General features: G+C 72.6%; 21 protein-coding genes and 1 pseudogene. 13 read left to right on the top strand and 9 right to left on the bottom strand.

Annotated features, from left to right (window positions below):
* Positions 1-50 precede the first annotated feature (50 nt).
* Positions 51-3,353, bottom strand: coding sequence for an ABC transporter permease (locus IH80_RS46920; RefSeq protein WP_051809838.1), 3,303 nt, complete (start codon positions 3,351-3,353; stop codon positions 51-53).
* 202 nt (positions 3,354-3,555) lie between these two features.
* On the opposite strand from IH80_RS46920, the gene IH80_RS0123750 reads away from it, so the two are divergent.
* The 5 genes from IH80_RS0123750 to IH80_RS0123730 all read left to right on the top strand — a co-directional run bounded on the left by IH80_RS0123750 (position 3,556) and on the right by IH80_RS0123730 (position 8,426).
* On the top strand, positions 3,556-4,305 hold the full coding sequence (locus IH80_RS0123750) for an ABC transporter ATP-binding protein (protein ID WP_030963150.1): 750 nt from the start codon (positions 3,556-3,558) through the stop codon (positions 4,303-4,305).
* 328 nt (positions 4,306-4,633) lie between these two features.
* Positions 4,634-5,353, top strand: coding sequence for a scabin-related ADP-ribosyltransferase (locus IH80_RS0123745; RefSeq protein ID WP_030963149.1), 720 nt, complete (start codon positions 4,634-4,636; stop codon positions 5,351-5,353).
* Positions 5,354-5,426: 73 nt separating this feature from the next.
* Positions 5,427-6,368 (top strand): ADP-ribosylglycohydrolase family protein, encoded by a 942-nt coding sequence (locus IH80_RS0123740; protein WP_030963147.1) that lies wholly within the window; start codon positions 5,427-5,429, stop codon positions 6,366-6,368.
* 246 nt (positions 6,369-6,614) lie between these two features.
* Complete coding sequence (locus IH80_RS0123735; RefSeq protein ID WP_234432364.1) at positions 6,615-7,364, top strand: CBS domain-containing protein; 750 nt, start codon at positions 6,615-6,617, stop codon at positions 7,362-7,364.
* Positions 7,365-7,409: 45 nt separating this feature from the next.
* Positions 7,410-8,426, top strand: a complete 1,017-nt coding sequence (locus IH80_RS0123730) for an Acg family FMN-binding oxidoreductase (protein WP_030963145.1) — start codon at positions 7,410-7,412, stop codon at positions 8,424-8,426.
* Between the two features lie 89 nt (positions 8,427-8,515).
* Here IH80_RS0123730 and IH80_RS0123725 read toward each other — a convergent pair whose 3' ends face one another.
* Together IH80_RS0123725 and IH80_RS0123720 are read right to left on the bottom strand one after the other, a co-directional pair.
* Positions 8,516-9,529 (bottom strand): terpene synthase family protein, encoded by a 1,014-nt coding sequence (locus IH80_RS0123725; protein WP_030963144.1) that lies wholly within the window; start codon positions 9,527-9,529, stop codon positions 8,516-8,518.
* A 289-nt stretch (positions 9,530-9,818) separates the two neighbouring features.
* Positions 9,819-10,289 (bottom strand): pyridoxamine 5'-phosphate oxidase family protein, encoded by a 471-nt coding sequence (locus IH80_RS0123720; protein WP_030963140.1) that lies wholly within the window; start codon positions 10,287-10,289, stop codon positions 9,819-9,821.
* A 408-nt stretch (positions 10,290-10,697) separates the two neighbouring features.
* Between IH80_RS0123720 and IH80_RS0123715 the strand changes: the two genes are divergently transcribed.
* Positions 10,698-11,336: a CBS domain-containing protein gene (locus IH80_RS0123715; RefSeq protein ID WP_030963139.1), complete on the top strand. Its 639-nt coding sequence runs from the start codon at positions 10,698-10,700 to the stop codon at positions 11,334-11,336.
* Positions 11,337-11,428: 92 nt separating this feature from the next.
* Positions 11,429-12,127 (top strand): response regulator, encoded by a 699-nt coding sequence (locus IH80_RS0123710; RefSeq protein WP_030963138.1) that lies wholly within the window; start codon positions 11,429-11,431, stop codon positions 12,125-12,127.
* Between the two features lie 32 nt (positions 12,128-12,159).
* On the opposite strand, the gene IH80_RS0123705 is transcribed toward IH80_RS0123710, so the two are convergent.
* The 6 genes from IH80_RS0123705 to IH80_RS0123685 all read right to left on the bottom strand — a co-directional run bounded on the left by IH80_RS0123705 (position 12,160) and on the right by IH80_RS0123685 (position 18,624).
* Positions 12,160-13,917: a GAF domain-containing sensor histidine kinase gene (locus tag IH80_RS0123705; RefSeq protein ID WP_030963137.1), complete on the bottom strand. Its 1,758-nt coding sequence runs from the start codon at positions 13,915-13,917 to the stop codon at positions 12,160-12,162.
* Positions 13,918-13,992: 75 nt separating this feature from the next.
* Positions 13,993-14,274 (bottom strand): DUF1918 domain-containing protein, encoded by a 282-nt coding sequence (locus tag IH80_RS0123700; RefSeq protein ID WP_420708840.1) that lies wholly within the window; start codon positions 14,272-14,274, stop codon positions 13,993-13,995.
* The gene (locus IH80_RS46180) at positions 14,271-15,485 is read right to left on the bottom strand and encodes an HAD-IC family P-type ATPase (protein WP_234432363.1); all 1,215 of its coding nucleotides are present in this window, start codon (positions 15,483-15,485) and stop codon (positions 14,271-14,273) included. Before IH80_RS46180 ends, IH80_RS0123700 begins: the two co-directional genes overlap by 4 nt.
* A gap of 27 nt (positions 15,486-15,512) precedes the next feature.
* On the bottom strand, positions 15,513-16,847 hold the full coding sequence (locus IH80_RS46175; protein WP_234432362.1) for a cation-translocating P-type ATPase: 1,335 nt from the start codon (positions 16,845-16,847) through the stop codon (positions 15,513-15,515).
* Complete coding sequence (locus IH80_RS0123690; RefSeq protein ID WP_051809836.1) at positions 16,844-17,719, bottom strand: universal stress protein; 876 nt, start codon at positions 17,717-17,719, stop codon at positions 16,844-16,846. Before IH80_RS0123690 ends, IH80_RS46175 begins: the two co-directional genes overlap by 4 nt.
* The gene (locus IH80_RS0123685) at positions 17,716-18,624 is read right to left on the bottom strand and encodes a universal stress protein (RefSeq protein WP_030963132.1); all 909 of its coding nucleotides are present in this window, start codon (positions 18,622-18,624) and stop codon (positions 17,716-17,718) included. Before IH80_RS0123685 ends, IH80_RS0123690 begins: the two co-directional genes overlap by 4 nt.
* Positions 18,625-18,874: 250 nt before the next feature.
* On the opposite strand from IH80_RS0123685, the gene IH80_RS0123680 reads away from it, so the two are divergent.
* From IH80_RS0123680 to IH80_RS42625, 6 genes and pseudogenes are all read left to right on the top strand, one after another.
* The gene (locus IH80_RS0123680; RefSeq protein ID WP_030963131.1) at positions 18,875-19,540 is read left to right on the top strand and encodes a CBS domain-containing protein; all 666 of its coding nucleotides are present in this window, start codon (positions 18,875-18,877) and stop codon (positions 19,538-19,540) included.
* A 33-nt stretch (positions 19,541-19,573) separates the two neighbouring features.
* Positions 19,574-20,443: a universal stress protein gene (locus tag IH80_RS0123675; protein ID WP_030963130.1), complete on the top strand. Its 870-nt coding sequence runs from the start codon at positions 19,574-19,576 to the stop codon at positions 20,441-20,443.
* Between the two features lie 271 nt (positions 20,444-20,714).
* Complete coding sequence (locus IH80_RS47195) at positions 20,715-20,957, top strand: CBS domain-containing protein (protein WP_324609421.1); 243 nt, start codon at positions 20,715-20,717, stop codon at positions 20,955-20,957.
* Between the two features lie 5 nt (positions 20,958-20,962).
* Positions 20,963-21,316, top strand: a complete 354-nt coding sequence (locus IH80_RS47190; RefSeq protein ID WP_324609422.1) for a CBS domain-containing protein — start codon at positions 20,963-20,965, stop codon at positions 21,314-21,316.
* A 13-nt stretch (positions 21,317-21,329) separates the two neighbouring features.
* On the top strand, positions 21,330-21,953 hold the full coding sequence (locus tag IH80_RS0123665) for a CBS domain-containing protein (RefSeq protein WP_030963129.1): 624 nt from the start codon (positions 21,330-21,332) through the stop codon (positions 21,951-21,953).
* A gap of 151 nt (positions 21,954-22,104) precedes the next feature.
* Positions 22,105-22,796, top strand: a pseudogene (locus tag IH80_RS42625) (hypothetical protein).
* Positions 22,797-22,835: the final 39 nt, after the last annotated feature.

Genomic DNA, 22,835 nt, shown 5'->3' with positions numbered 1-22,835 from the left:
CCGCGGCGGGGTGGCGGACGGCGGCGGGGTGGCGGACGGCGGCGGGGTGGTCACATCTCCTCCACGGGGCGCAGCCGGGCGGCGATGTCGCGGCCCCGGGGGCCGCTGAAGACGGCCGACAGCAGGGGAACGGCGGCGATGGCGGCGGCCGTCAGCAGGATCTGCCAGAGCGACATGTCCACCTGTACGGGCGGGAACGGCCGCCCGGCCGAGGGGGTCAGCACGATCAGGGGCGCCATCAGATGGACGAGGGCGACGCCCAGGCCGGTGCCGACGGCGGTCCCGATGAGGATCAGCACTCCGCCTTCGGCGGCGGCCGCCCCGGCGAGCGACCGGCGCGGTGTGCCGAGTGCGAGCAGGACGGAGAACTCCCGGCCGCGCACCCGTCGTTCGGCGGCCGTGGAGGTCGCGAAGCCGATGGCCGCGAGCACCGCGCAGGCGACGGCGAGGGCGGCGAGCGCGCTCTGCGGGCCGGCGCTCAGCGGGTCGTCCAGCAGACGGTCCGTGATCTCCTCGCGGAGTTGGACGCGCTCGGTCCTGACTCCCGCACGCAGTTCGGCGGCGGCGCGGGCCGGGACCGGGTCGGCCGCCGAGGTGGCGGGCAGCCACCACTCGGTGGGCGCGGCCGGCTGCCGGCCGGCGGCTTCCACGAGGAAGCGGCCGAGCGCGCGGAGGTCCGCGGCGAGCGCCGTCCGGCCGGCCACGGGGAGGGAGTCCACGGCGGCGGTGATCCGCATGGGGACGGTCGCTCCGTCCATCGGGACGGGGACGGTGTCTCCGACGGAGGCCCCCACGGTCCGCAGGTAGCGGGTGGTGGCGACGGCCGGGACGGCGTCGGCGGGCGGCGCGGCGGGCGCCGGGAACAGTACGGCGGTGACGCCCCTGTCGGTGCCGAAGCCGCCCCAGTAGCGCAGGCGTGCCAGGTCCGTGGATCCGGCCGGGACGGGGGAGAGTTCGGGGGCCCGCTGGACGCGCTGCTCCTGCGAGGGCGAGGTGCGCCAGCCGGCCGGGGCGCCGGCGGCGGGTGCGGGAACCGCCGTCGCGACGCCGTCCGCGGTGTCGGCGACGGCGATCCGGTGCAGGGTCAGTTCGCTGCCGTCGCCGGGTGGGCTGCCGTCCCCGGCGTACGAGAGCCGCAGGCCGGCGAGGGTCAGCGGGGCCGCGGCGGTCCCGACCGGGGCGCCGGTCAGGGTGTCCAGGGGGAAGGCGAGGGTGGTGCTGCCGACGGCGGGCAGGGTGACCGACTGCGTGCCGTGCAGGACCCCGAACCGGTCGCGCAGCAGCACGCTGACGGCGGCCCAGCCGGTGCCGGCGGACCGTACCGACACGTCGAGGTCGATCCGGCGGGGGGTGCCGGGCAGTGCGGTGCCGGGGGCCTGTGCGCCGGTGGCGGCGAGCGGGGCGAAGAGCTCGCGCATGGCGCGGCCGCCGCGCAGGTCGGCGCGCAGCGGTACGTGCGCGGCCGTCTTGGCGGCGTCCAGCGCCATGACGTCGGCGACGGTGCCGCCGGGCAGTTGCTGCTCCCGGCGGATCACCGGGTTGAGGCGGTCGCCGCCCGGCAGTGCCCCGTAGCGGCCGCCCTGTCCCATGGCGGGCATGCTGCTCGCCGAGATCCGCAGACCGCCGGCGGTCGCGAAGTCGGCCTGGTCGCGCTGGGACGCGGACCAGGCGGAGTCCTGACCGAGGGCCAGGATGCCGCTGGAGACGGCGAGTACGAGGAGCAGTACGGGCCCGGTGGCCCGGCCGGGGCGCCGGGCGAGCTGCCAGCCGAACAGGGCCGGGGCGAGGCTCCGGCCGCGGGCGGCGAGCCGTCCCCCGGCGCGCGCCGCGAACGGCAGCAGGCGCAGGACGAGCAGCGTGCCTCCGCACAGGGCGAGGGCGGGGGCGGCGACGAGGACGGGGTCCACACCGAGTCCCTCGCCGAAGCCGGTGGTCGCGGGCGGGGTGTCCGCGTCGCCGTACTGCGAGAGCTGCTGGTAGCCGAGGACGGCGAGGACCACCACGGCCAGGTCCAGGCCGGAGCGGGCGGCCCCGGTCACCATGGCCTGTCGGCCGCCGACGCGGCGCAGTACGGCGGCCGAGGCGCCCCGCAGGACGGCGGGCAGGGTCGTCAGCAGGACGCAGGCGAGGGCGCAGCCGGCGGCGACGGGCCAGACCAGCCAGGTGTCCGGGATCCGCAGGTGGACCCGCTCCAGCGGTCCGAACCGGCTGAACAGGCTCAGCAGGGGCGGGGTCAGCAGCGGTGCAAGGACGGCGGCGGGCAGGGCCAGCAGCAGGGACTCGGCCGCGCTCAGGGCGCCGAGGCGCCGACGGGAGGCGCCGCGCGCGGTGAGCAGGACGCGCTCCGGTTCCTGGCGGACCGCGACGATGTGGGAGACGAGGAGCAGGGCGGCGGTGGAGAGGACGGCGAGCTGGAGGGCGCCCATCATCAGGGTCGAACGGGCCACGCGCATGCCGGAGTCCAGCTCGGTGAGGACCTTCGGCAGCTCGGTGGTGGCGCGCAGGGAGGTGGCGCCCTCCAGGGCCGCCGCGGCGGCGTCCGCCGCGGTGCGGACGGTCTCGGCCTCGGCCGTGCGGAGGGTGCGCAGGTCCGGCGTGAGCAGCGTGAGTCGGTAGTTCTGGAGGAGCGCGCCCGTGGTGAAGGCGCTGTCGTCCACCAGGAGCGGACCGTAGGTGGCCAGGGTGCTGGACTGCACCTCGCGGCCGCCGAGCGGGTCGAGTTTCCAGTATCCGGCGTCCGGGTCGGCAGCCCGGTACATGCCGGTGACCAGCACGGTCAGCTGGGGGCCGCCGAACCGGTCGTCGAGCCGGACGGGTGCGGGCAGCGCGGACTCGGTGAGGCCGAGGCGGGCCAGGGCGGCGCGCGGCACGGCGACCTGGGTCGGCGCCGGGGCGGGGGTGACGGCCCCGGGGGTCGAGGACGGGGCGGGGGCGGGGGCGGTGACCGGTTCGGGCCACCGGCCGGCGAGCAGGTCGACGTGCTCCCGGGCGAGGGCGGCGAGCAGGGTGAGGTCGGCGTCCTGGCCCGAGGCGGCGGCGCCGGGGAGTCCGTACGAGCGGCTGCGGGCCACGTTCTCGGTGGTGACGGGAAGCCGCCCGAACACCTCGTCCGCGTAGGCCCGGACGGACTCGTCGTCCTTGGCGCGGTCGGCGGCGGGATGGCCGCTGGTGATCACGACGGTGGTCCGGGGCTGTTCCGGGCCGGTCAGGGCCCGCCGCAGGCCCTCCTCCCCCACGCCGCGGGTGAAGGCCGTCAGCGCGGTCAGAGCGGTCGCGGTGATCAGGACGGTGAGCAGCACGGCGACGGCGAGCGGCCAACGCCCGCGCAGCCGGCGCACGACGAAGCCGAGCACGTGGTGAGTTCCTCCCCCATCCGGACCCCTGGTACCGGATAGCGGACGATGTTGTCAGATTCGAGCCAAGGACGGAAGGGGCTTGCGTGATTGGTGCAACGGATGCGCAAATGCGATCAGAATGTTGCAGCGGCAGCGTGACCGGGGCGCGAGATACGGAGCCGGACGCTCCGCCCGGACGACCCAACGGGGGGTACAGGCGATGACGGACCACCAGGAAACGGCCACGGTCCCGGCGGCACGGAAGGACGACGGCACGCCGATCGTGGTCGTGGACGACGTACACCACAGCTTCGGCAGCGGAGCGCAGGCCGTCCACGCCCTGCGCGGCGTGTCCTTCGAGGTGCGCCGGGGCGAACTCACCGCTCTCAAGGGCCGGTCGGGCTCCGGCAAGACCACCCTGCTGAACCTCGTCGGCGGCCTCGACACCCCGACCGGTGGCCGGATCAGCATCGACGGCACCGACCTGGCGACCCTGGGCGAGCCGGACCTGCTCGCCCTGCGCCGCGACCGCATCGGCTTCGTCTTCCAGTCCTTCGGCCTGATTCCCGTCCTCACCGCCGCCGAGAACGTCGGCGTACCGATGCGGCTGCGCCGCATCCCGGCCAAGGAGCGCGAGGAGCGCGCCCGGACCCTGCTCGCCCTGGTCGGCCTCGCGGACCACGCCGAGCAGCGCCCCGGCGAACTCTCCGGCGGTCAGCAGCAGCGCGTGGCGGTGGCCCGCGCCCTCGCCAACGACCCCGACCTGATCATCGCGGACGAGCCGACGGGCCAGCTCGACTCGGAGACCGGCCGGTCGATCATGGAGCTGCTGCGCGCGGTGGTGCGCAGCGAGTCGGTCACCATCCTGGTCGCCACCCACGACCCCAACCGCATCGAACTCGCCGACCGGGTCGTGGAACTCCGCGACGGCCGCATCGTCGAACCGGCGACGACCCCGGCGGTGCCGTAGCCGCGGGGCCCGCCATCCCGGGGACCCGGGCCGGTTCCGGCGGGCGGGCGCCAGAGCGACGGCCGCCGCGGTCCGGACATGGCGCCACGACGGCCGGGGCCTCGCCGTCGCCCTGCCGGGCGGTCCCGGGCTGCTGCGGGTGACGACGGCGCCGGACGCCCTGCGGAACGAGGAGCCGGCGCGGCGGCCGGCCTCGGCCCCGGTCCGGTGAATCCTTTTCCCAGTACGACTGATCCCCCCGCACGAGTGGTCCGTCCTGCGGCCCGCGGCCGGCAGAGGGACAGCACCCCTATAAACGGGGTGCTCCTTCCCCTCACCACCTCGACTGATGGGTCGCCACATCATGCTGAAGGCCGCTCTGCGGGTCCTGGCCGCCACCTTCCTGCTCTCCGTCGTCACCCCGACCGCCACGGCGGCACCGGCGGCACCGGCGACGGAGGACGACACCACCGCGCCCTGCGGCCCGGTCGTCGAGTACCGGGCCGCGGACTGGTGGCGCACCACGACCGTCGCGCACATCGCCCCCACCGTCGCCGCCACCGCCTCCAGCGAGCGCTGGCAGTGGCGGGAGGACGTCAACACCCTGTGGCGCGGCGACACGAGGGAGAACGTCGAGGAGATCTTCCGGACCGGCTTCACCCCGCGCGGCGACCAGCTGATCCCGCTCGCCGAGTACATCGTCAAGGGAGGCGGCCAGCTCAGCGCCCACCTCAGCACCAGTTGCGACCAGTCGGTGGCCAAGAGGTTCGCGACCTACGGCACGGAGAAGACCGGCTGGGTGTACGAGATCTACGCACCCGGCGGCATCGACGTCAACGCGACCGCCCGCGTGAACAACTACCAGTCGCCGTACCTGTGGAACAAGGAGATCGACTTCCCCGGGGGCGTGCAGGGCCACTTCATCAAGGGCGCGTGCAAGTACCGGCTGACGGGTACCGACCCGGTCACCAACGACAAGACCTGGCAGCAGCTCGGCTGCAAGGACAACGCCGGCTTCGCCCCCTACAAGGCCGCTCCGGCAGCCACCGCTGTCGCCGTCGCGCACTGACCGGTGCGGGCGGCGACGCGGCCGCCACCGAAACGCGGTACCGGGGGCGCCGCCGCCTGGTGATACTGGTCCGATGATCGACGTGCCCGTCCCCGCGCTGGACTCGCTCTCCGGGCTCGCCTTCGGCGATGCCTTCGGTGAACGCTGGTTCGGCATCCTGCGCCGCGAGGGGCCGGCGGCCCTCGAGGCACGGACCGTCCCCCCGGAGCCGCTGTGGGAATGGACCGACGACACCGCCCAGGCGCTCGTCCTGGTACGGGAGCTCACCGAGGGCGGCGGCACGATCGACCAGGACCGTCTGGCCCGCCGCCTCGCCGAGGCCTACGCCGACGACACGCACCGCGGTTACGGAGCCTCGATGCACGACGTCCTGCGCCGGATCGGCGACGGCGAGCCCTGGCGGGAGGTGGTGGCCGGGCAGTTCGACGGCCAGGGTTCCTGGGGCAACGGCGCGGCCATGCGCGTGGCCCCGCTCGGCGCCTGGCACTGCGCGGACCTCGGCGTCGCCGCCGGGCTGGCCGCCGAGCAGAGCATCGTCTCGCACCACCACCCGGAGGCGGTGGCCGGAGCGGTGGCGGTGGCCGTCGCCGCAGCCCTGGCAGCGCGCAGCCGGGGCGGGACCGCGCCGGCCCGGCCGGACTTCCTCCACGAGGTCGCCGCACGACTGCCCGACAGTGACGTCCGCTCGGGAGTACGGATCGCGGCCCGGATGTCGCCGCACGCCTCGGTCCGGCACGCCGCGGAGGTCCTGGGCTCCGGATACCGGATGTCCGGGCCCGACACCGTCCCCTACGCCCTCTGGTGCGCGGCGGGGCACCTCGACGACCTGCACGAGGGCCTGTGGTCCACCGTCGCCGGGCGCGGGGACATCGACACCACCTGCGCCATCGCGGGCGGGGTGATCGCCGCCCGGACGGGCGTCACCGCCCTCCCGCCCGCCTGGCACGACGCCCGCGAACCGCTGCCCGGGCACGGTCCCCTGCCCGTGCCCGTGCCCGTGCCCGGGCACGGCTGAGACCGCCTCCTCGACGCTCACGAGGTGGTCCGGCGCCCGTACGGGCCGTAGCCGCGAGGGGCGTCGCTCCCGTCGGCCCGTCGCTCACCCGGGTGGCGGCGCTCCGGTCCCCGCGCGGGACAGCGGCGAGAGAGCCACGCTGTCCTCGCCGGTCCCGGGCCCCGGCCCCGTACCACCGGGACCGGGGACCCTTCCGGTCCCCGGACGGGACCGTTCGGCCCCTCCCTCCCCCGCAGGCTCCGGCGGATGCTGGTTGACGAGCGCACCCCCGCACAGCCCTTTGCGGCGAAGCGGCACGCACGGCAGGACCCGGCAGAGCAGGAGAGCCCCATGCAAAGCCTCAAGGTGACGGACCTGATGAGCGACGAGGTCGTCTCGGTCGTTCCGGGAACCGCCTTCAAGGACGTCGCGAAGCTCCTCGCCCAGTACGACATCAGCGGTGTCCCCGTCCTGGACGACGAGGACCGTGTGGTGGGTGTCGTCTCGCAGACCGACGTGCTGGCCCACGCCGGACCCGATCCGTACGCGTCCCCGGACGAGAGGCCGGCGGCCCGGCCGACCACGGCGGGCGAGATCATGTCCGCCCCGGCGATCACCGTCCTCGCCGGCGGAACGGCGGCCGACGCGGCCCGGCTGATGACGCGCCGCGGCATCGAACGGCTGCCCGTCGTGGACGAGGAGGACCGGCTGGTCGGCATCATCACCCGCCGGGACCTGCTCCGCATGTTCCTGCGCCCGGACTCCGAGATACGCCGACGCGTCCAGGAGGCCCTCAGGGACGTGGCGGACGTACCGGCCGCCGACGTCGAGGTGCACGTGGTGGACGGCATCGTCACCCTCGACGGCACCGTTGCGCGCCGCAGCCGGCTGCCCGTGATCCTCTCCCTCGTCGAACGGATCGACGGCGTCGTTGCCGTGGCCTCACGCCTCACGGCCCGCACCGACGACGAGGAGAGCACCGGGGTCGGCAACGTCCGCCACGCGATGCCGGGGTGACCTCCGGCCGGACACCCGAAGGAACACACGGACAGGACGATTCACATGAGCGCATCCCACGTCGACGCGGACACCGCCGCCAGGCTCGTGGCGGACGCCGTCACGGCCCCCTCGATGCACAACGCCCAGCCCTGGCGGTTCCTCCTGCACTCGGCGACCGGCACTCTCGAACTGCGCGGCGATCCGGAACGGGCCATGACACGGACGGACCCCGACCACCGCGCCCTCCACCTCGGCTGCTCCGCGGCCCTGTTCAACCTGCGCGTGTCGGCGGCGTGGAACGGGCTCGGTACCCAGGTGGCCCTGCTGCCCGACGCCGGCGACCCGTGGCTGCTGGCCACCGTCGCCCTCGGGCCGCCCACGGAGGAGAACCACGAGCTCGCCGCGCTGCACGACGCGCTCCGGCGCCGGCACACCAGCCGCCACCCGTTCGGCGACGAGCGCATTGCGCCCGCGCTGCTGGACGGCCTGCGGGCAGCCGCCCGTCTGGAGGGCTGCCGGCTGACCGTCCCCGACAGCTGGCACACCGAGACCGTGCTGGCACTCGTACGGGACGCGGAGCACCGTGAGGAGATGGACCCGCTCGTCCGGGCGGAGACGGCCTCATGGACCACCGGGGCGCCGGGCCCGTCTCCCACGACCACGACCGCCACCGCGACCGCGCGAGGTGACGGGATTCCCGCCGCGGCGTTCGGCCCGCGGAGTTCCGGCGCGGCGACGGCGCCCGTACGCGACTTCGGCCGGGCCCACCCGGTCCCGGGCCGCGGATGGGCCGTCTTCGAGAAGCACCCCCAGCTCGCCCTGCTCGGCACGCCGACCGACACCCCGGCCGACTGGCTGCGGGCCGGCCAGGCCCTCGAGCGCGTACTCCTGCGGGCCACCGCCGACGGCCTCGCCACGTCGATGACCTCGCAGCCCCTCGAATGGCCGGAGCTCCGCTGGACGGTCCGCGATCCGCTCGCCTCCGTGGGCCACGTCCAGATGGTGGTGCGCCTCGGCTACGGCCCGTCGGGAGCGGCCACCCCGCGTCGCCCGGTGACGGAGGTCCTGGAGATCCGGTGACGCACCGGCACCCGGCTCACGGCCGGCCTCGGCCCACGGTTGACGGGTCGTATCACGGTGGATGGGGCGCACGACGGCAGCTGCAGCAGCTACGGCTCGACGCCCAGGACCCGGTCGAAGTGGCCGGGACCGGGGGCGGGCACGACGCGGGGTGCGTCGGTGTAACGGTGGGTCCGGGTCTGCCAGGCGTGGTAGCCGCTCATCCACAGGCGCATGATCTCGACGTACCGGTCCACGACGGCGGTCTCCCGGTCGGTCAGGCCCAGCAGCGCGCAGAGGCCTGGCACCTGGAGCGCGAGTTCCCCGAACCGCATCACGCGTCGGCGGACCTCCTCGCGGGCCTCGGCGATCGCCTCCTCCCGGCCGCACCGGCGGGCGTGTTCGATCACCAGGACCAGGTTGTCCATGTCGCCGCGTGCTTCCTCCTTCTCCAGGGAGTAGACGTCGTTGCACATCAACGTGACGTCGATGGCGGCCTGCCGCATCAGGCGCAGCTGCGGGCTGTGGAAGGCGGACGGGGGAACGGTCACACCGGCGGCCCGCTCACCGAAGGACAGCGGCAGGTCGGTGCCGGCGATGCCCCGCCGGACCTGCAGATAGGTCTCCATGTCGGCCGGGACGCCGCGCAGACGGCCCACCGCCTCGTGGGCCTGCGCCGCGAAGTAGTACTCCCACTCGTGGGCCGCCCGGGCCACCCAGCCCGGATGCGCGCCACCGGTGGCACGCGCCCAGATGTCGGCGAACGCGACCGAGCAGGCGTCCGCGTCCCCGGCGGGGACGGCGCCGTGGACGATGTCGGTCATCCTTTGGCACACGGTGGCGGCGCGCGCCGGGTTCCGCCCCAGCATCCCGTCGAACTGGTCGTCGAAGACGAAGAAGAACGCCATCGCGTCGGCGCACAGGTCCAGCATCATGCCCTGTGCGTACGGGAATCCCAGTGCGGCGAGGCGCGGCATGTCCCAGGACGCGTACCAGTCCAGGGAACGGCCCTCCTCGACCAGGCCGACCCGCCGCACCCACTCCAGGTTCCGCCGCCGCGCGCCTTCCAGATCCGGGCTGCACCGAACGGGGAAGGGCAGATGGAACTCCACGTCCTGTGGCACGTGCCCTCCTTGTGAGTTCGGCCGGCCGAGGTTCCGGGGCGCCACCGTCAGGTGGCGGCCGCCGCGTAACACCGGACATCACCCAGCACACGAACGCACCTGCCGAGATCCCGATCCTCCCGCACCCGGACACTCGCCCCCGGCCTCACCCCGTACGCACTCCCGCTCTCCACGACGGCATGGAAACACACCTCCAGCCCGCAGCCCAGCGATTTCCCGAACAGAGCTGAGTGAGGGGTGGCGGTGGACGAGGAGACCGGGAAGGGTGCGGCACGCGCAACGGGCGCCGCTACGGGCCGCTCTCGCGCAGGCGGAAGCCGGTGACCAGGTCGGGTCGGATCCGGATCGCCCCCGATGTGCTGCCCGTGGCCCAGGGTTCCAGGAGGCGCACGTAGCGCTCGATCTCGTCGGGATCGGTGACAGCGGTGGCGTAGCCGGTGGCCACCACGCTCCAGCCCAGGTGCTCACCCGGATCGATGTCGTCTGCCTCGTAGGCGACGACCACGCCCGCACCGTGCTCGGCCGCGAGCAGCGCCGTCAGCGTCGATCCGTCCTGGACGCGGACGATGATGTCGCCGCGGTCGAGAACGTGGTTGACCGGGCGTACGGCGGGCAGTGCGTGGCGGGTGAAGACGATCCGGCCCAGTTCGGCGGTGCCGAGCAGGTGCAGCGCCTCGTCGGCGCTGAGCTCTTCCATCTGCCGTCCCGGCGCACTGACGGGACGTGGAGTGCTGGTCGCACCGACCGGGTGGCTCTTCATCGTGGGCGTCCTTCGTCGAGCGGCAGGCCGCGATCCGGACGGACGGCGTGGTGAGGGCTGCGAACCCTGGTTCCCCTGCCGTGCCCGTTCCCGTTCGTCGCGCGCCTGCCAGGAGGACTGGGGCGGAAGGCCGTGAACGGGTCGTCCGCTGCCAGGATCTCCGCCGGTGCCGATCGCGTGCATGGGCCGATCGGCCCCCGGGCGGGACCACAGGGCCCATGCCCGGGACCGGGGGGAACGCCAAGACTGAAGACGGACTCGAACAGGAGGCCGTTCATGAGCACCGCTTCGGACGCCGACGCCGCCTCGCCAACCCACTGCAGGCCGCTCGCGCGCGCCGTCTCGACCTGTACGCGCTCTACGGCAGCGGCGCTTCCTCTGATCGTCCGTACCGCGAAGGAGCCGGTCATGCCCGCATCCCGCTACACCGTCAGTGACGTCATGACGCACACGGCCGTCGCCATCGGCCGCGAGGCGTCCTACAAGGAGATCGTCGAGCTGATGCACCAGTGGAAGGTCAGCGCGGTCCCCGTTCTGGAAGGCGAGGGCCGGGTCGTCGGCGTGGTCTCCGAAGCGGACCTGTTGCCGAAGGAGGAATTCCGGCGGACGGATCCCGCGCTGCCCGAGCAGTTGGAGGAGGCGTCGAAGGCCGGTGCGGTGCTGGCCGAGGAGCTCATGTCGTGCCCGGCGATCACCGTGCACCCTGACGCGCCGGTGGCCGAAGCCGCAAGGATCATGGCTCGCAAGCACGTCAAGCGCCTGCCCGTCGTGAGCGCGCTCGGCATGCTGGAGGGCGTGGTCAGCCGCAGCGACCTCCTCAAGGTGTTCCTGCGGTCCGACGAGGAGCTCGGGGAAGAGATCCGCCAGACCGTGCTCACCGACCTGGCACCCGGCGTGAACGTGGACTTCGCCGTACAGGACGGAGTGGTCACTCTGCGCGGCCCCCTGCGGGACCGGGCCCTGGTCCCCCTCCTCGCACGAGCCATCCGCGCGGTCGAGGGCGTGGTGGACGTCCGGATGGAACTGGAAGGCAACGTCGCCGCCTAGCGTGCCTTCTCACCGGCCGCAGGTATGTTGTGGTGCATTTTGGGATAATTCTGAGGTAATCGCACAGCAGGCGGACCGAGCCAGGGGTGACCATGTCCGAGGATCCGAACGCGCCTGCCGAGGCGCCGGTCAAAGTGTTCCTCCTCGACGACCACGAGGTGGTGCGGCGCGGGCTGAGTGACCTCCTGGACGCAGAGCCGGACATCACCGTCGTGGGCGAAGCCGGCACGGTCGAGCAGGCGCTCGCCCGCGCGCCGGCGCTCCGTCCGGACGTCGCGGTGCTGGACGTGCGGCTCCCCGACGGCGACGGCATCACCGTCTGCCGGGAGCTGCGCTCGCGCATGCCGGGCCTCGCCTGTCTGATGCTGACCTCGTTCGACGACGAGGACGCCCTGCTGGACTCGATCATGGCGGGTGCGGCCGGATACGTCCTGAAGCAGATCAAGGGCTCCGACCTGGTCTCCGCCGTACGCACGGTCGCCACCGGCCAGTCCATGCTGGACCCGGCCACCACCGCCCGCCTGATGCACTCCCTGCGCGACCCGGAGACGGGGAAGGTACCGGAGGACGCCCGCCTGTCGGCTCTGTCCGAACGGGAACGGGCCGTCCTGGAGCTCATCGGCGAGGGCCTCACCAACCGCCAGATCGCCAAGCAGCTCTACCTGTCCGAGAAGACGGTCAAGAACCACATCTCACGGCTGCTGGGCAAGCTCGGCGTGGAACGGCGGGTGCAGGCGGCCGTGATCGCCGCGCAGGTCCACGAGCACGACGCCGGGACGGCCGGGCGGTAGGAGCGCCGGGGAGTAGGAACGCCGGGCGGCGGTCACGGCGCCGGCCCGGCCAGAGGCACTTGCCACTCCAGGCGAGTGCCCTGCTCACCGTCGGCCCGTGCCGCGACCTCCATCCGGCCGCCGAGCCGTTCAGCACGCTCGGCCAGGTTCCGCAGACCGCTGCGCCGGCCACCCCCGTGCAGGCCGACGCCGTTGTCGGTCACGGTGACGGTCAGGTTCCCGTCGGCTGCGGAGATCGAGACCTCCACACGGGTGGCCTCGGCATGGCGGGCGACGTTGGTGAGGGCCTCCCCCACCACGGCGAGCGTTTCGTCCGCGACGGCCGAGGGGACGTCGGTGTCGATCAGCCCCTCCATCCGCAGGGCCGGGGCGAAGCCCAGGGCCTGCGAGGCGCCGTCCAGGGCCCGGAGCACCCGAGAGCGCATCCTGGACGCCTCCCCGGGGGCCTCGTGCTCGCGGAGTCCGAAGATGGTCGACCGGATGATCTTGATGGTCGCGTCGAGGTCGTCCACGGCCCGCGCGAGGCGTTCGGACGCCTGGGGATGGTCGACGAAGCGCTGGGCGCTCTGGAGGGTCATGCCAGTGGCGAAGAGGCGCTGGATGGCCAGGTCGTGCAGGTCACGGGCGATGCGGTCGCGGTCTTCGAGCAGGCTCATCTGTTCGGAGTCGCGGCGCCTGTCGGCGAGCTCCAGCGCGAGCGCGGCCTGGCCGGCGAAGCCCGGCAGTGCGGCGACTTCGGCGCAGGCGAAAACGGGGCGCCCCTGCATCCGGGCCAGGATCAGGACGCCGCTCAGCTTCTCCTTGGTGCCGACGGTCACGGCGACCGCCGGCCCGAAACCCCTCCACCGCTCCGGCTGCACGGTGACGCGCTCGTCGCTCGCCACGTCCGGGACCGCGATGAGCCCGTCGCGGGCCAGTGCGGCCTCGGCGAGAGTGCCCCGGGCGCTGGGCAGGACGATCCCGCGGTGCGCCTCGGCCCCCTTCCCGAGAGCGAGGGAACCCCGCAGCTCTCCGCCGGCGCCGAGCAGGTAGAAGACGCCCATGTCCGCGCCGGTGATGTCCTTGGCCCGCTCCAGCAGGCCCCCGAGGACCTCGTTCTCCGGGGCTCCGGAGAGCAGGGCGCTGGTGATGTCGGAGCCGGCCTCCAGCCAGCGCTCGCGCAGACGGACCTCCTCGAAGAGCCGGGCGTTCTCGATGGCGATGCCGGCCGCCACGGCGAGGGTGGACAGGACCGCCTCGTCCTCGGCATCGAACTCTGCTCCGCCGCGCTTCTCGGTCAGGTAGAGGTTGCCGAATACCTCCTCGCGGACCCGGATGGGGACGCCCAGGAAGGAGTGCATCGGGGGGTGATGGTCCGGGAAGCCGTACGAGGCGGGGTGCTCGGAGATCTCCGAGAGTCGCAGGGGTTCGGGGTGGCGGATCAGCTCACCCAGGATGCCGTGGCCGGACGGCAGGTCCCCGATCTGCGCGCGGAGGCCGTCGCTGATGCCGACGGGCAGGAACTCGGCCAGGTTCTTGTCGTCGCCGATGACGCCGAGGGCCCCGTACTCGGCGTCCACGAGCACCACGGCGGCCTCGACGATGCCGCGCAGGACCTGTGGCAGGTCGAGCTCCCGACCCACGGACATGACGGCTTCGAGCAGACCGTTCAGCCGGTCCCGGGTGCCCCTGACTTCGCCGATCCGTACCTGCAGCTCGTCCAGCAGTTCGTCGAGCCGCAGCCGGGGAACACCGCTCCGGGCGGGCTGCTCGTGCGTGCTCGTACCGCCGGGCTGATCGGCTGTGCTCATCCACACCTCCGGCCGGAGATACCGTGGCGCCATCGTCTCCACGGTATCTCCGGCCCGAGGGCTCGGCCCTCCCCCTCAGCGGGCCATTGCCCCGTACGGCCCCTCCTCGTGCCCGGGCGTACCGGTTCCGTCGTGCAGGTGCCGGACGTGGGCGTCGGGGCCGGGGAAGAACACGGTGGTACGGCCGGTGTCGGACCAGCGCACGTCGTACGGCGGGGTGCCGTCCTCATGGTGCAGGGCCACGACTTCGCCGTCCCGGCCCGGCTTTCCGACGGTGGGGCCGCCCACGACGATCTGGTCGCCCACCTCGGCGTGGACGCCGTGTCCGTGCTCAGGCGAGTACACGTTCATGATCATGCCTTTCTGTGGAATGCGCCCCGCAGGAGACGGGCTGCGGCGAATGCCGCGAGCGCCGCCGCCACGGCGAGTCCTGTGCCGGTCCAGCCCACCGGCTCGGTGTCCAGCAGTGACTGCAGTGCGGGAACGTACAGGGCCGCCACCGCCAGGAGGGCTGATGCCGCCACGGAGGCGGGGAGGAAGAGGTTCTGGGTGGTCAGCAACCGGGCACGCAGCCCCAGGGCCACGCCCAGCTGGGCCCCGAGCAGGGACAGGAAGAGAACGCTCTGCCAGGGCGAGCCGATGGCGCGCGCGACCGTACCGGCCGTCAGGCTGAACGCTGTCACGGCCGCGGCGAGGACGAGGAGGCGTTGCCACACCCCGGCGGCCAGGATGTGCTGCCCCGGCGGGCGGGGCGGACGCCGCATGGCATCCGGCGCGGCCGGTTCGGCGCCCATGGCCACGCCGGTGAGGCCGTGGGTGAGGAGGTTGATCCACAGGATCTGCCCGGCCCGCAGCGGCAGGGCCAGGCCCAGCAGGGGACCTGCCAGCATCACGAGGATCTCGGCGGCTCCGCCGGCCATGGCGTAGACGAGGAAGCGTCTGATGTTGTCGTAGACGCGGCGGCCTTCTTCGACGGCAGCGACCACGGTGGAGAGCTCGTCGTCCGTAAGGACGAGGTCCGCGGCCTGGCGGGCCACCTCGGTGCCGCGGTCGCCCATGGCGACGCCGATGTCGGCCTGGTGGAGGGCGGGGCCGTCGTTGACGCCGTCCCCGGTCATGGCGGTCACTGCGCCACGGGCTCGCCAGGCGTTGACGATGTCCAGCTTCTGCTGGGGATCGGTCCGGGCGAAGACGCGGACCGCCGTGAGGTCGGTGTCCGGTGCTGCGGCCAGCTCAGGTCCCGTGAGCACCGCGTCGGCCGGCCCGTCCTCGACGAGTCCGATGCGTACGGCTATGGCGTGGGCCGTCGCGGGGTGGTCGCCGGTGATCATGACCGGGGTGATGCCGGCGGCGCGGCATGCTGCCAAGGTGGCCGAGGCTGCCTCTTTCGGCGGATCGCTGATGGCGATCAGGCCGAGAAGGCTCAGTCCGTGTTCCGCCTCGGCGGCGGGCGGGCTCCACTGGAGCCGTTCGGCGGCTGCCACCGCCAGGACCCTGAATCCGTGCGCGGCCAGCTCGGCGGCCTGCCGGCGCGCCTGGTCCAGGACGTCGGGCGGTTCGGCGAGCACCGCGGGCGCCAGGACGGTCTCCGGTGCTCACTTGAGGCAGATCAGGACGTTACCGTCGGGGAGGTGGTGGAGGGTGGTCATCCGTTTGCGCAGGCTGTCGAACGGGGCTTCGCCGATCCGAGGACAGGCGAGGTGCAGCTCGGCGGGGCCGGGGCAGCGCGCCTTGGCAGCGGCAGCCAGCAGTGCGGCCTCCATGGGATCGCCGACGGCCGTCCACGCGTCGGAACCGCTCTGGGGCGGTTTCAGGCTCGCGTCGTTGCACAGGGCCGCCGTGGTGAGCAGTTCCTGCAGCGGGCGGAGCTGCTCGGGTGTCAGGGGGCGTCCGGCCCGGGTCAGGTCCCCGTGGGGTTCGTATCCGCTGCCGGACACGTCCGCGGCTCCGGACGTCGTCCACACGTGCTGGACGACCATGCGGCCCTCGGTGAGGGTGCCGGTCTTGTCCGTGGCCAGCACGCTCACCGAGCCCAGCGTCTCGACCGCCGGCAGGCGTCGGATCAGGGCGCCCCGGGCCGCCATGCGGCGGGCTCCTAGGGCGAGGGCGAGGGTGACCACAGCGGGCAGGGACTCGGGCACCGCGGCGACGGCCAGGCTGATGGCGGTGACCGCCATCGTGCTCACGCCGAGGCCGCGGACGAGGCCCAGGGCGAAGAACAGCACGCACAGGGCGAGGGTGACGGCGGCCAGAACGCGGCCGAGGGAGGCGAGGCGGCGCTGGAGCGGGGTCGGTGCGTGCTCCCCGTCGAGAAGGGCTGCGATCCTGCCGAGGGCGCTGGCGGATCCTGTGGCGGTGGCGGTCGCGACACCCCGCCCGCGCACCACGACGGTGCCGGCGCTGACCGTGTCACCCGTGGTCTTGGCGACGGGTTCCGATTCGCCGGTGAGCATGGACTCGTCCATCAGGAGAGCGGACGCCTCGGCGAGATCGGCATCTGCGGCGATGATGTCTCCCTCACCGAGCAGCAGGCTGTCACCCGGCACCACGAGCGCTGCCGACACCTCGTACGCTTCGCCGTCGCGACGTACCCGGGCATGCGGCGCCGAGAGAGCGGAGAGCGCGGCGACCGCGCGGTCCGCCCTGACCTCCTGGGCTACTCCCACCGTCGTGTTGAAGACGACCACCAGTCCGATGACGACGGCGTCCGGGTGGTCGCCGATCGCGATGGTCAGGAGTGCGGCACCGAGCAGCACCATGATCAGTGGATCACGCAGCTGTGCCAGCACCCGGCGGTGGAGGGGGGTGGGCGGCGGAGGTGCCACCTCGTTGCGGCCGTACCGGGCCAGTCGGCGTTCGGCCTCGGCCTGTGTCAGCCCCGCCGGGGCTGAGGAGCCGGCGGACGGCATTTCGATCGCGCGGCTGGTCATGGCCGGTTCATCCGGTGGAGACGGTGATCACGGGGGCAGTGTGCACGGTGCAGGAGGCCGTGGACGACGGATCCGATCCGCATGCCGGTGTATCCGCCGCGGCCGCGGCGGCCCACGACGACGGCCAGGGCGTGCTCGGCGGCCCGGGCCAGTTCCTCGACGGGGTGGCCGGTGAGGACCTCGTGTGTCACGTGCACGTCCGGGTACTTCTCGGCCAGGCCGGCGGTGGCCTCGGAGAGCAGGGTGCGCTGGGCGTGCAGCGCCACCTCCTCGTCGTCCAGCATGATGAGCGGCGGCTGCCACACGCAGACGACCCGCAGCGCCGCCCCTCGAAGGTCGGCCTCGTCGAAGGCGAAGGCCAGCGCGGCCGTGGCGGATGCACTGCCGTCGATCCCGGCGACGACATAGGGCGGCTGCTGGCTGATGTGCTCGGCGTCGCCCACGACGACGACCGGGCAACGGGCCTGGGCGGTGACGGGGACCACGAGCGAGCCGGCGCTGAAGAACTCGGCGGTGCGGCTCAGGTGCCGGGAGCCGAGGACGATCATGCGAGCTTCTCGCGCCGTGCCGCCCAGTACGGGGGCGGGGAAGCCGCTCAGCAGGTCACCGGTGACAGCCACCTCGGGGTGGCGATCACGTACCCAGTTGCACGCTTGTTCGAGCCGGTCGGATCCGGCCTGCCTCAGGGCCGTCTGGCGTGGCGTGTCGTCGACGTGTTGGGTGTCGTGCTGGGGCGGTACGGCGAGCACCAGGCGCAGCGGGAGCCGGCGCCGTTGCGCCTCGTCGGCTGCCCAGGCCAGGGCGAGGTGCCAGTCCCTGTCCGGGTCGATGCCCACGACGATGTCCCGGCTTGCTGACGGGTGGCTGGTCATGACTGACTCCCGAAGTCGCTGCCGGTCCGGGGGATGAGGAGGACGGGGCAGTGGGCGTGGTGCAGCAGGCTGTGCGTGGCCTTGCCCAGGCTGGGGGCCAGTCCGAGGGGCCCGGGCACCCGGCGGCCGCCCATGACGAGGAGGTCGGCGTGTCGGGACGCCTCGACCAGGACGCCGGCCACGGAGATGCTCTTCTCCGCATCGGCCTGCACCTCCAGGTCGGGGAACTCGCCGCGGATCACGTCCGTGACGGCCCGAAGGGTCTCCGCGTGCCCGCCGGCGATCTCGTCGACGCCGTCGAGCATGCTGCCCACCTCACCGACCGACTGGAGCACGTTCCACACGTGCAGCAGCCGCAGGGAGGCCTTGTGCAGCTCGGCTTCCCGGGCGGCGTACCGGGCGATCAGGAGGTCGTGCTCATCGCGGATCGCTGCGAGGACCGTGCCGCTCTCCTCGGCCCCGTCGATGCCTCGGACGACGATGACGGGCGTCATGGCGATGGCCGCGGTCCCCAGCCCGACCGAGCCGAGCATGAGGGAGTTGAACCCGCCCAGGCCGCGATTGCCCACCACGACCGTGCCGTGGAGCCCGCCGGCCCGGTGCAGGGTGTCGACGGCGCCGGCGCGGCTGAATTCAGTGGTCACGGTCAGCCCGGGGTACTCGGCCGACACCGCCTTCGCCGTGTCGTCCAGGAGCGCCCGGCCGTTGACGCGGACCCGTTCGATGATCTCCGCCGACAGGTACAAGGCTCTGCCGTCGGTGTCGGCGCCGTAAACGATGTGCAGGGGACGGTCACGGCGCACGGCCTCCTTGGCCGCCCACAGGGCGGCGACGCGTGCCGACTCCGAGCCGTCCACGCCGACCGTGACCGAGCTGGTGTCCGGGGTGCGGAAGATGCTTTCCACGATTCCTCCCAACCGACAAGCCGATGAGGGACACCACTCACGCTGGCACCGTCGACGCCCTGGGAAGAGGGCCGCCCGGGACCCCAGGCGGGACCAAAGGTCCCCACCGTCGCGCCCCGGCACCCCGGAGCCCTACGGCCCCTGGACGGGACCGTTCGGCCCTCGCTCACCAGCGGTCACCGGCGGATGGTTGGAGGCACACCCACACCGAACAACAGCCTCACGTGACACGGCGGAACAGGAGGGCCTCATGAAGCACCTCAAGGTGGCGGACCTCATGACTGACGAGGTCGTCTCCGTTGTCCCGGGCACCGCCTTCAAGGACGTCGCGAAGCTCCTCGCCCAGTACGACATCTCCGGAGTCCCCGTCTTGGACGACGAGGACCGCGTGGTGGGCGTCGTCTCGCAGACCGACCTGCTGGCCCACACGGTGTCCGGCTCCCATCCCGCCGAGCAGAGCAGCACAGTGGCTGGGCCGCCGTCCGCGGGCGGCGTCATGTCCGTGCCCGCGGTCGCCGTCCATGCCGAAGAGACAGTGGCTGACGCCGCCCGGCTGATGACCAGACGAGGTATCGAACGCCTCCCCGTCGTGGACGTCGAGGACCGGCTCGTCGGCATCGTCACCCGCCGGGACCTGCTCCGCACGTTCCTGCGCCCGGACTCCGAGATACGCCGACGCGTCAGCGACGAGGTCCTCACCGAGGTACTCGGTGTGCCACCCGGTGACATCGACGTCCACGTGGTGGACGGCATCGTCACCCTGTACGGCCATGTCGAGCGCCGCAGTCAGCTCCCCGCACTTCTCAGCCTCGTCGAACAGCTCGACGGGGTCGTCGCCGTGGCATCACGCGTCACCGCCCGCACCGACGACACGGCAACCCAGGCGGACCACGCCCGGCACGCCATGCCGTGGTGATGAGCGCCGGACCGCACGAAGGGAATCGCAGCCATGCAGAACCACGTGACCGTCGGAGTCGACGGCTCCCCGGAAAGCCGGGCAGCAGCACGCTGGGCCGCACAGGAGGCCGTCCTGCGGCAGGTGCCGCTGCGCCTCGTGCACGCCGTCGACTGGCCCCTGGACCCGGTGTTCCCCGGACTGGGCCGCCAGGACGTGGACCGCTGGGCCGACCAGGCCCTGACCGAAGCCGCGCAAGAGCTGCACGGGCGCCACCCGAACTTGGAGATCACGACCCGCTGCCTGACAGCACGGCCGGCCGCCGCCCTCGCTGCCGAGGCCGCCGACGCCGGGCTACTGGTCCTGGGATCGCGCGGCCTGGGCGGTCTGGTCGGTTTCATCGTCGGCTCGGTGGCGATGTCCACCGTGGTCGCGACCGACACCCCGGTTGTCCTCGTTCGCGTCGCCGACGACCCGGCCGGCCCGGGCACCGGCTCCAGCGGCGAGGTCGTCGTCGGCGTCGACATCCACGAAGCGTGCGACCGGGTACTGACCTTCGCCTTCGAAGAGGCGGCCCGGCGCGACTGCCCACTGCGGGCCGTACACGGCTGGAAGATGCCGCCCGCCTACAGCTACGTCCCCTTCTTCGACCCGGACAACGAACGGGACATCGGCAGGAGCGTCACACACATGGTGGACGACATGCTGCTGCCTTGGCGGCACAAGTTCCCCGACGTGAACGTCAGCCACAGCGTGTTCATGGGATCCGCGGGTGACCATCTCGTCCGGGCCGCGCAGGGCGCGCAACTCGTCGTCTTAGGACGCCATGTGCGCCGCTCCGCCCTCGGCGCGCACCTGGGCTCGGTCGCCCACGCCATCCTTCACCACGCAGCAGCCCCCGTGGCCGTCATCGCCCACGACTGAAGGAGCGCTACCGGTGAATCGGACGTATGCCGCGCGCAAAAGGGCGGAAAGAGTCCGCCCGCTTCTCGCGGATCCCGATTGTGCGGTGCGCGGCACTCGGCCGCTTCTCCGCATCCTCGCAAGGACCCTTTCCGCACTTTCATGGAACCACCCCCAGGCGGAGCCCACCAAGGCCGGGCGGGCCGCCTCAAGGCCCCGGACGGCCCCACCCACGGACGGGTCGACCTGCACACCATCGCGAGTACCAGCCGTCCCGTCGAGGAGGAAGACCATGGAGCACCTGCGCACCGTCGATGACGTCATGACACACGCCGTGATCTCCGTCGACCGAGGAACCGCGTTCAAGGACATCGTGGAAGCGCTGCGGATGTGGAACGTGAGCGCGCTCCCAGTTCTGACCCAGGACGGACGGGTGGTCGGCGTCGTCTCCGAAGCCGATCTGCTGCTCAAGCCGCAAGGCGCCGACACGCCCCACGACACCACCGCCGAGCAGCTGATGACGCGCCGGCCGTGACCGTCATGCAGGACGCCACCATCCCCACCGCGGCGCGTTTGATGGCCCGCGGGCACCTCAAGCGCCTTCCCGTCGTCGACGGCGAGGGCCGCCTCGTCGGCGTCGTCAGCCGCGGCGACCTGCTCAAGGTCTTCCTGCGCCCCGACGAGGACATCGGCGCCGAGATCCGCGAGATGATCACCTACCAGCTGATCCCGCACGGTTCCGCCGAGGTTCACGTCCACGTCGCCAACGGCATCGCCTACCTCAACGGGTCGCTGCCGGACCCCGCGATGGAAGACGTCGTCGTACGTGCCGCCGGCACCGTACCGGGCGTCGTCGACGTCAAGGCGGATTTCACCGTCCCCGTATCCGCATGAGGGCACGACCGTCATGCGACACCGCAGCGTCTCGGACCTGATGACGCACACCGCCGTCACCGTCCGGCGTACGACCGCGTTCAAAGAGATCGCCCGGCTCCTGAAGGAGTTCGACATCACCGCCATGCCCGTGATCGACGAATCCGGGCACCCGGTCGGCGTCGTATCCGAAGCCGACCTTCTCCGTCGGCGGCCCGCCGGTGGCGCCGCAACAGCCGAGGAGCTGATGACCAGCCCGGCCGTCACGGCCCGACCCGAGTGGAGCGTGGTCCGCGCGGCCCGCGTCATGCAGCGGCACCGGGTCAAACGGCTTCCGGTCGTCGACGCGGAAGGCCGGGTGGTCGGCATACTCAGCCGCAGCGATCTGATCCAGCTCTTCCTCCGCAGCGATCTGATCCAGCTCTTCCTCCGCCGCGACCACGCGATACAGGAAGAGATCCTCGAAGACGTCCTCACCCGGACACTCCACCTCCCTCCCTCGGCCATCACCGTCGAAGTCGACGACGGCCTGGTGACCCTCAGCGGCACCGTGCCGCGGCCCGGACTGCTGCCCGTGGTGATCCGCCTCTGCCAGAGCGTCGACGGGGTCGTCGACGTCGACAACAGACTCACCTGCACGGAGGCCGAACGCAGCTGACCGGGCAAGGAGGGCCGGTCGGTCGCCGGTGGGGCCGCTCGGTCCTTTCCAAGGACCTCGCAGGAGGCAGAGCCTGAAAGCAGCCGACTGTCGGACCCCACCGGTCGCCGTCGTGGCGCACGACTGAGGCCACATGGACAGGACCAGTCCCATGACCGCAACACACCTCGGCCCCGACACCGTCATCCAGCTCGTCGGCGACGCCGTCACTGCCCCATCCATGCGCAACGCCCAGCCGTGGAAGTTCGTGTTCCATGTCGGCAGCGGCGCCCTCGCTCTTTACGGCGACCCGGAACGCGCCATGACCCGAACCGACCCGAACCACCGTGGCCTCCACCTGGGTTGCGCCGCAGCACTGTTCAACCTGCGCGTGTCCGCGGCCTGGATCGGTCTGCCGGTTCGCGTGCAGCTCTTGCCCGACGACGCCGAACCATGACTGCTCGCCACGGTGACCATCGACGAAACGACGGGCGTGGACCGCGAGCTGGCCTCCCTGCACGACGCGATCCTGCGTCGGCACACCAGCCGGTACCCCTTCAGCGAGGAGCCGGTGCCGACGGCACTGCTGGATGGTCCGTGGGCTGCGGCCCCCTTGGAGGGCTGCCGGCTGACCGTCCCTGGTACGAGGCACATCGACACCGTGCTCGGGTTGGTCCGGGACGCCGAACACCGCGAGGAGGAATGACCTCCCCTCCCCTGGAATGGCCGGAGCTGCGGTGGACGGTGCGAGCCCCGGTCGCGGCCATGGGACACGTGCAGATGGTCTTCCGCCTCGGCTACGGCCCCGCAGGCCCCGACACGCCACGTCGCCCGTTGACCGAGGTCCTGGAAGTCCGGGAGTAGAAAGCGGTGGAAGACGCGTAGACGCTCGAATGGTGAACC

It is taken from the genome of Streptomyces sp. NRRL S-378, from assembly GCF_000720645.1.
GTDB lineage: Bacteria > Actinomycetota > Actinomycetes > Streptomycetales > Streptomycetaceae > Streptomyces.
This window is presented reverse-complemented; position numbering and strand designations above follow the sequence as displayed.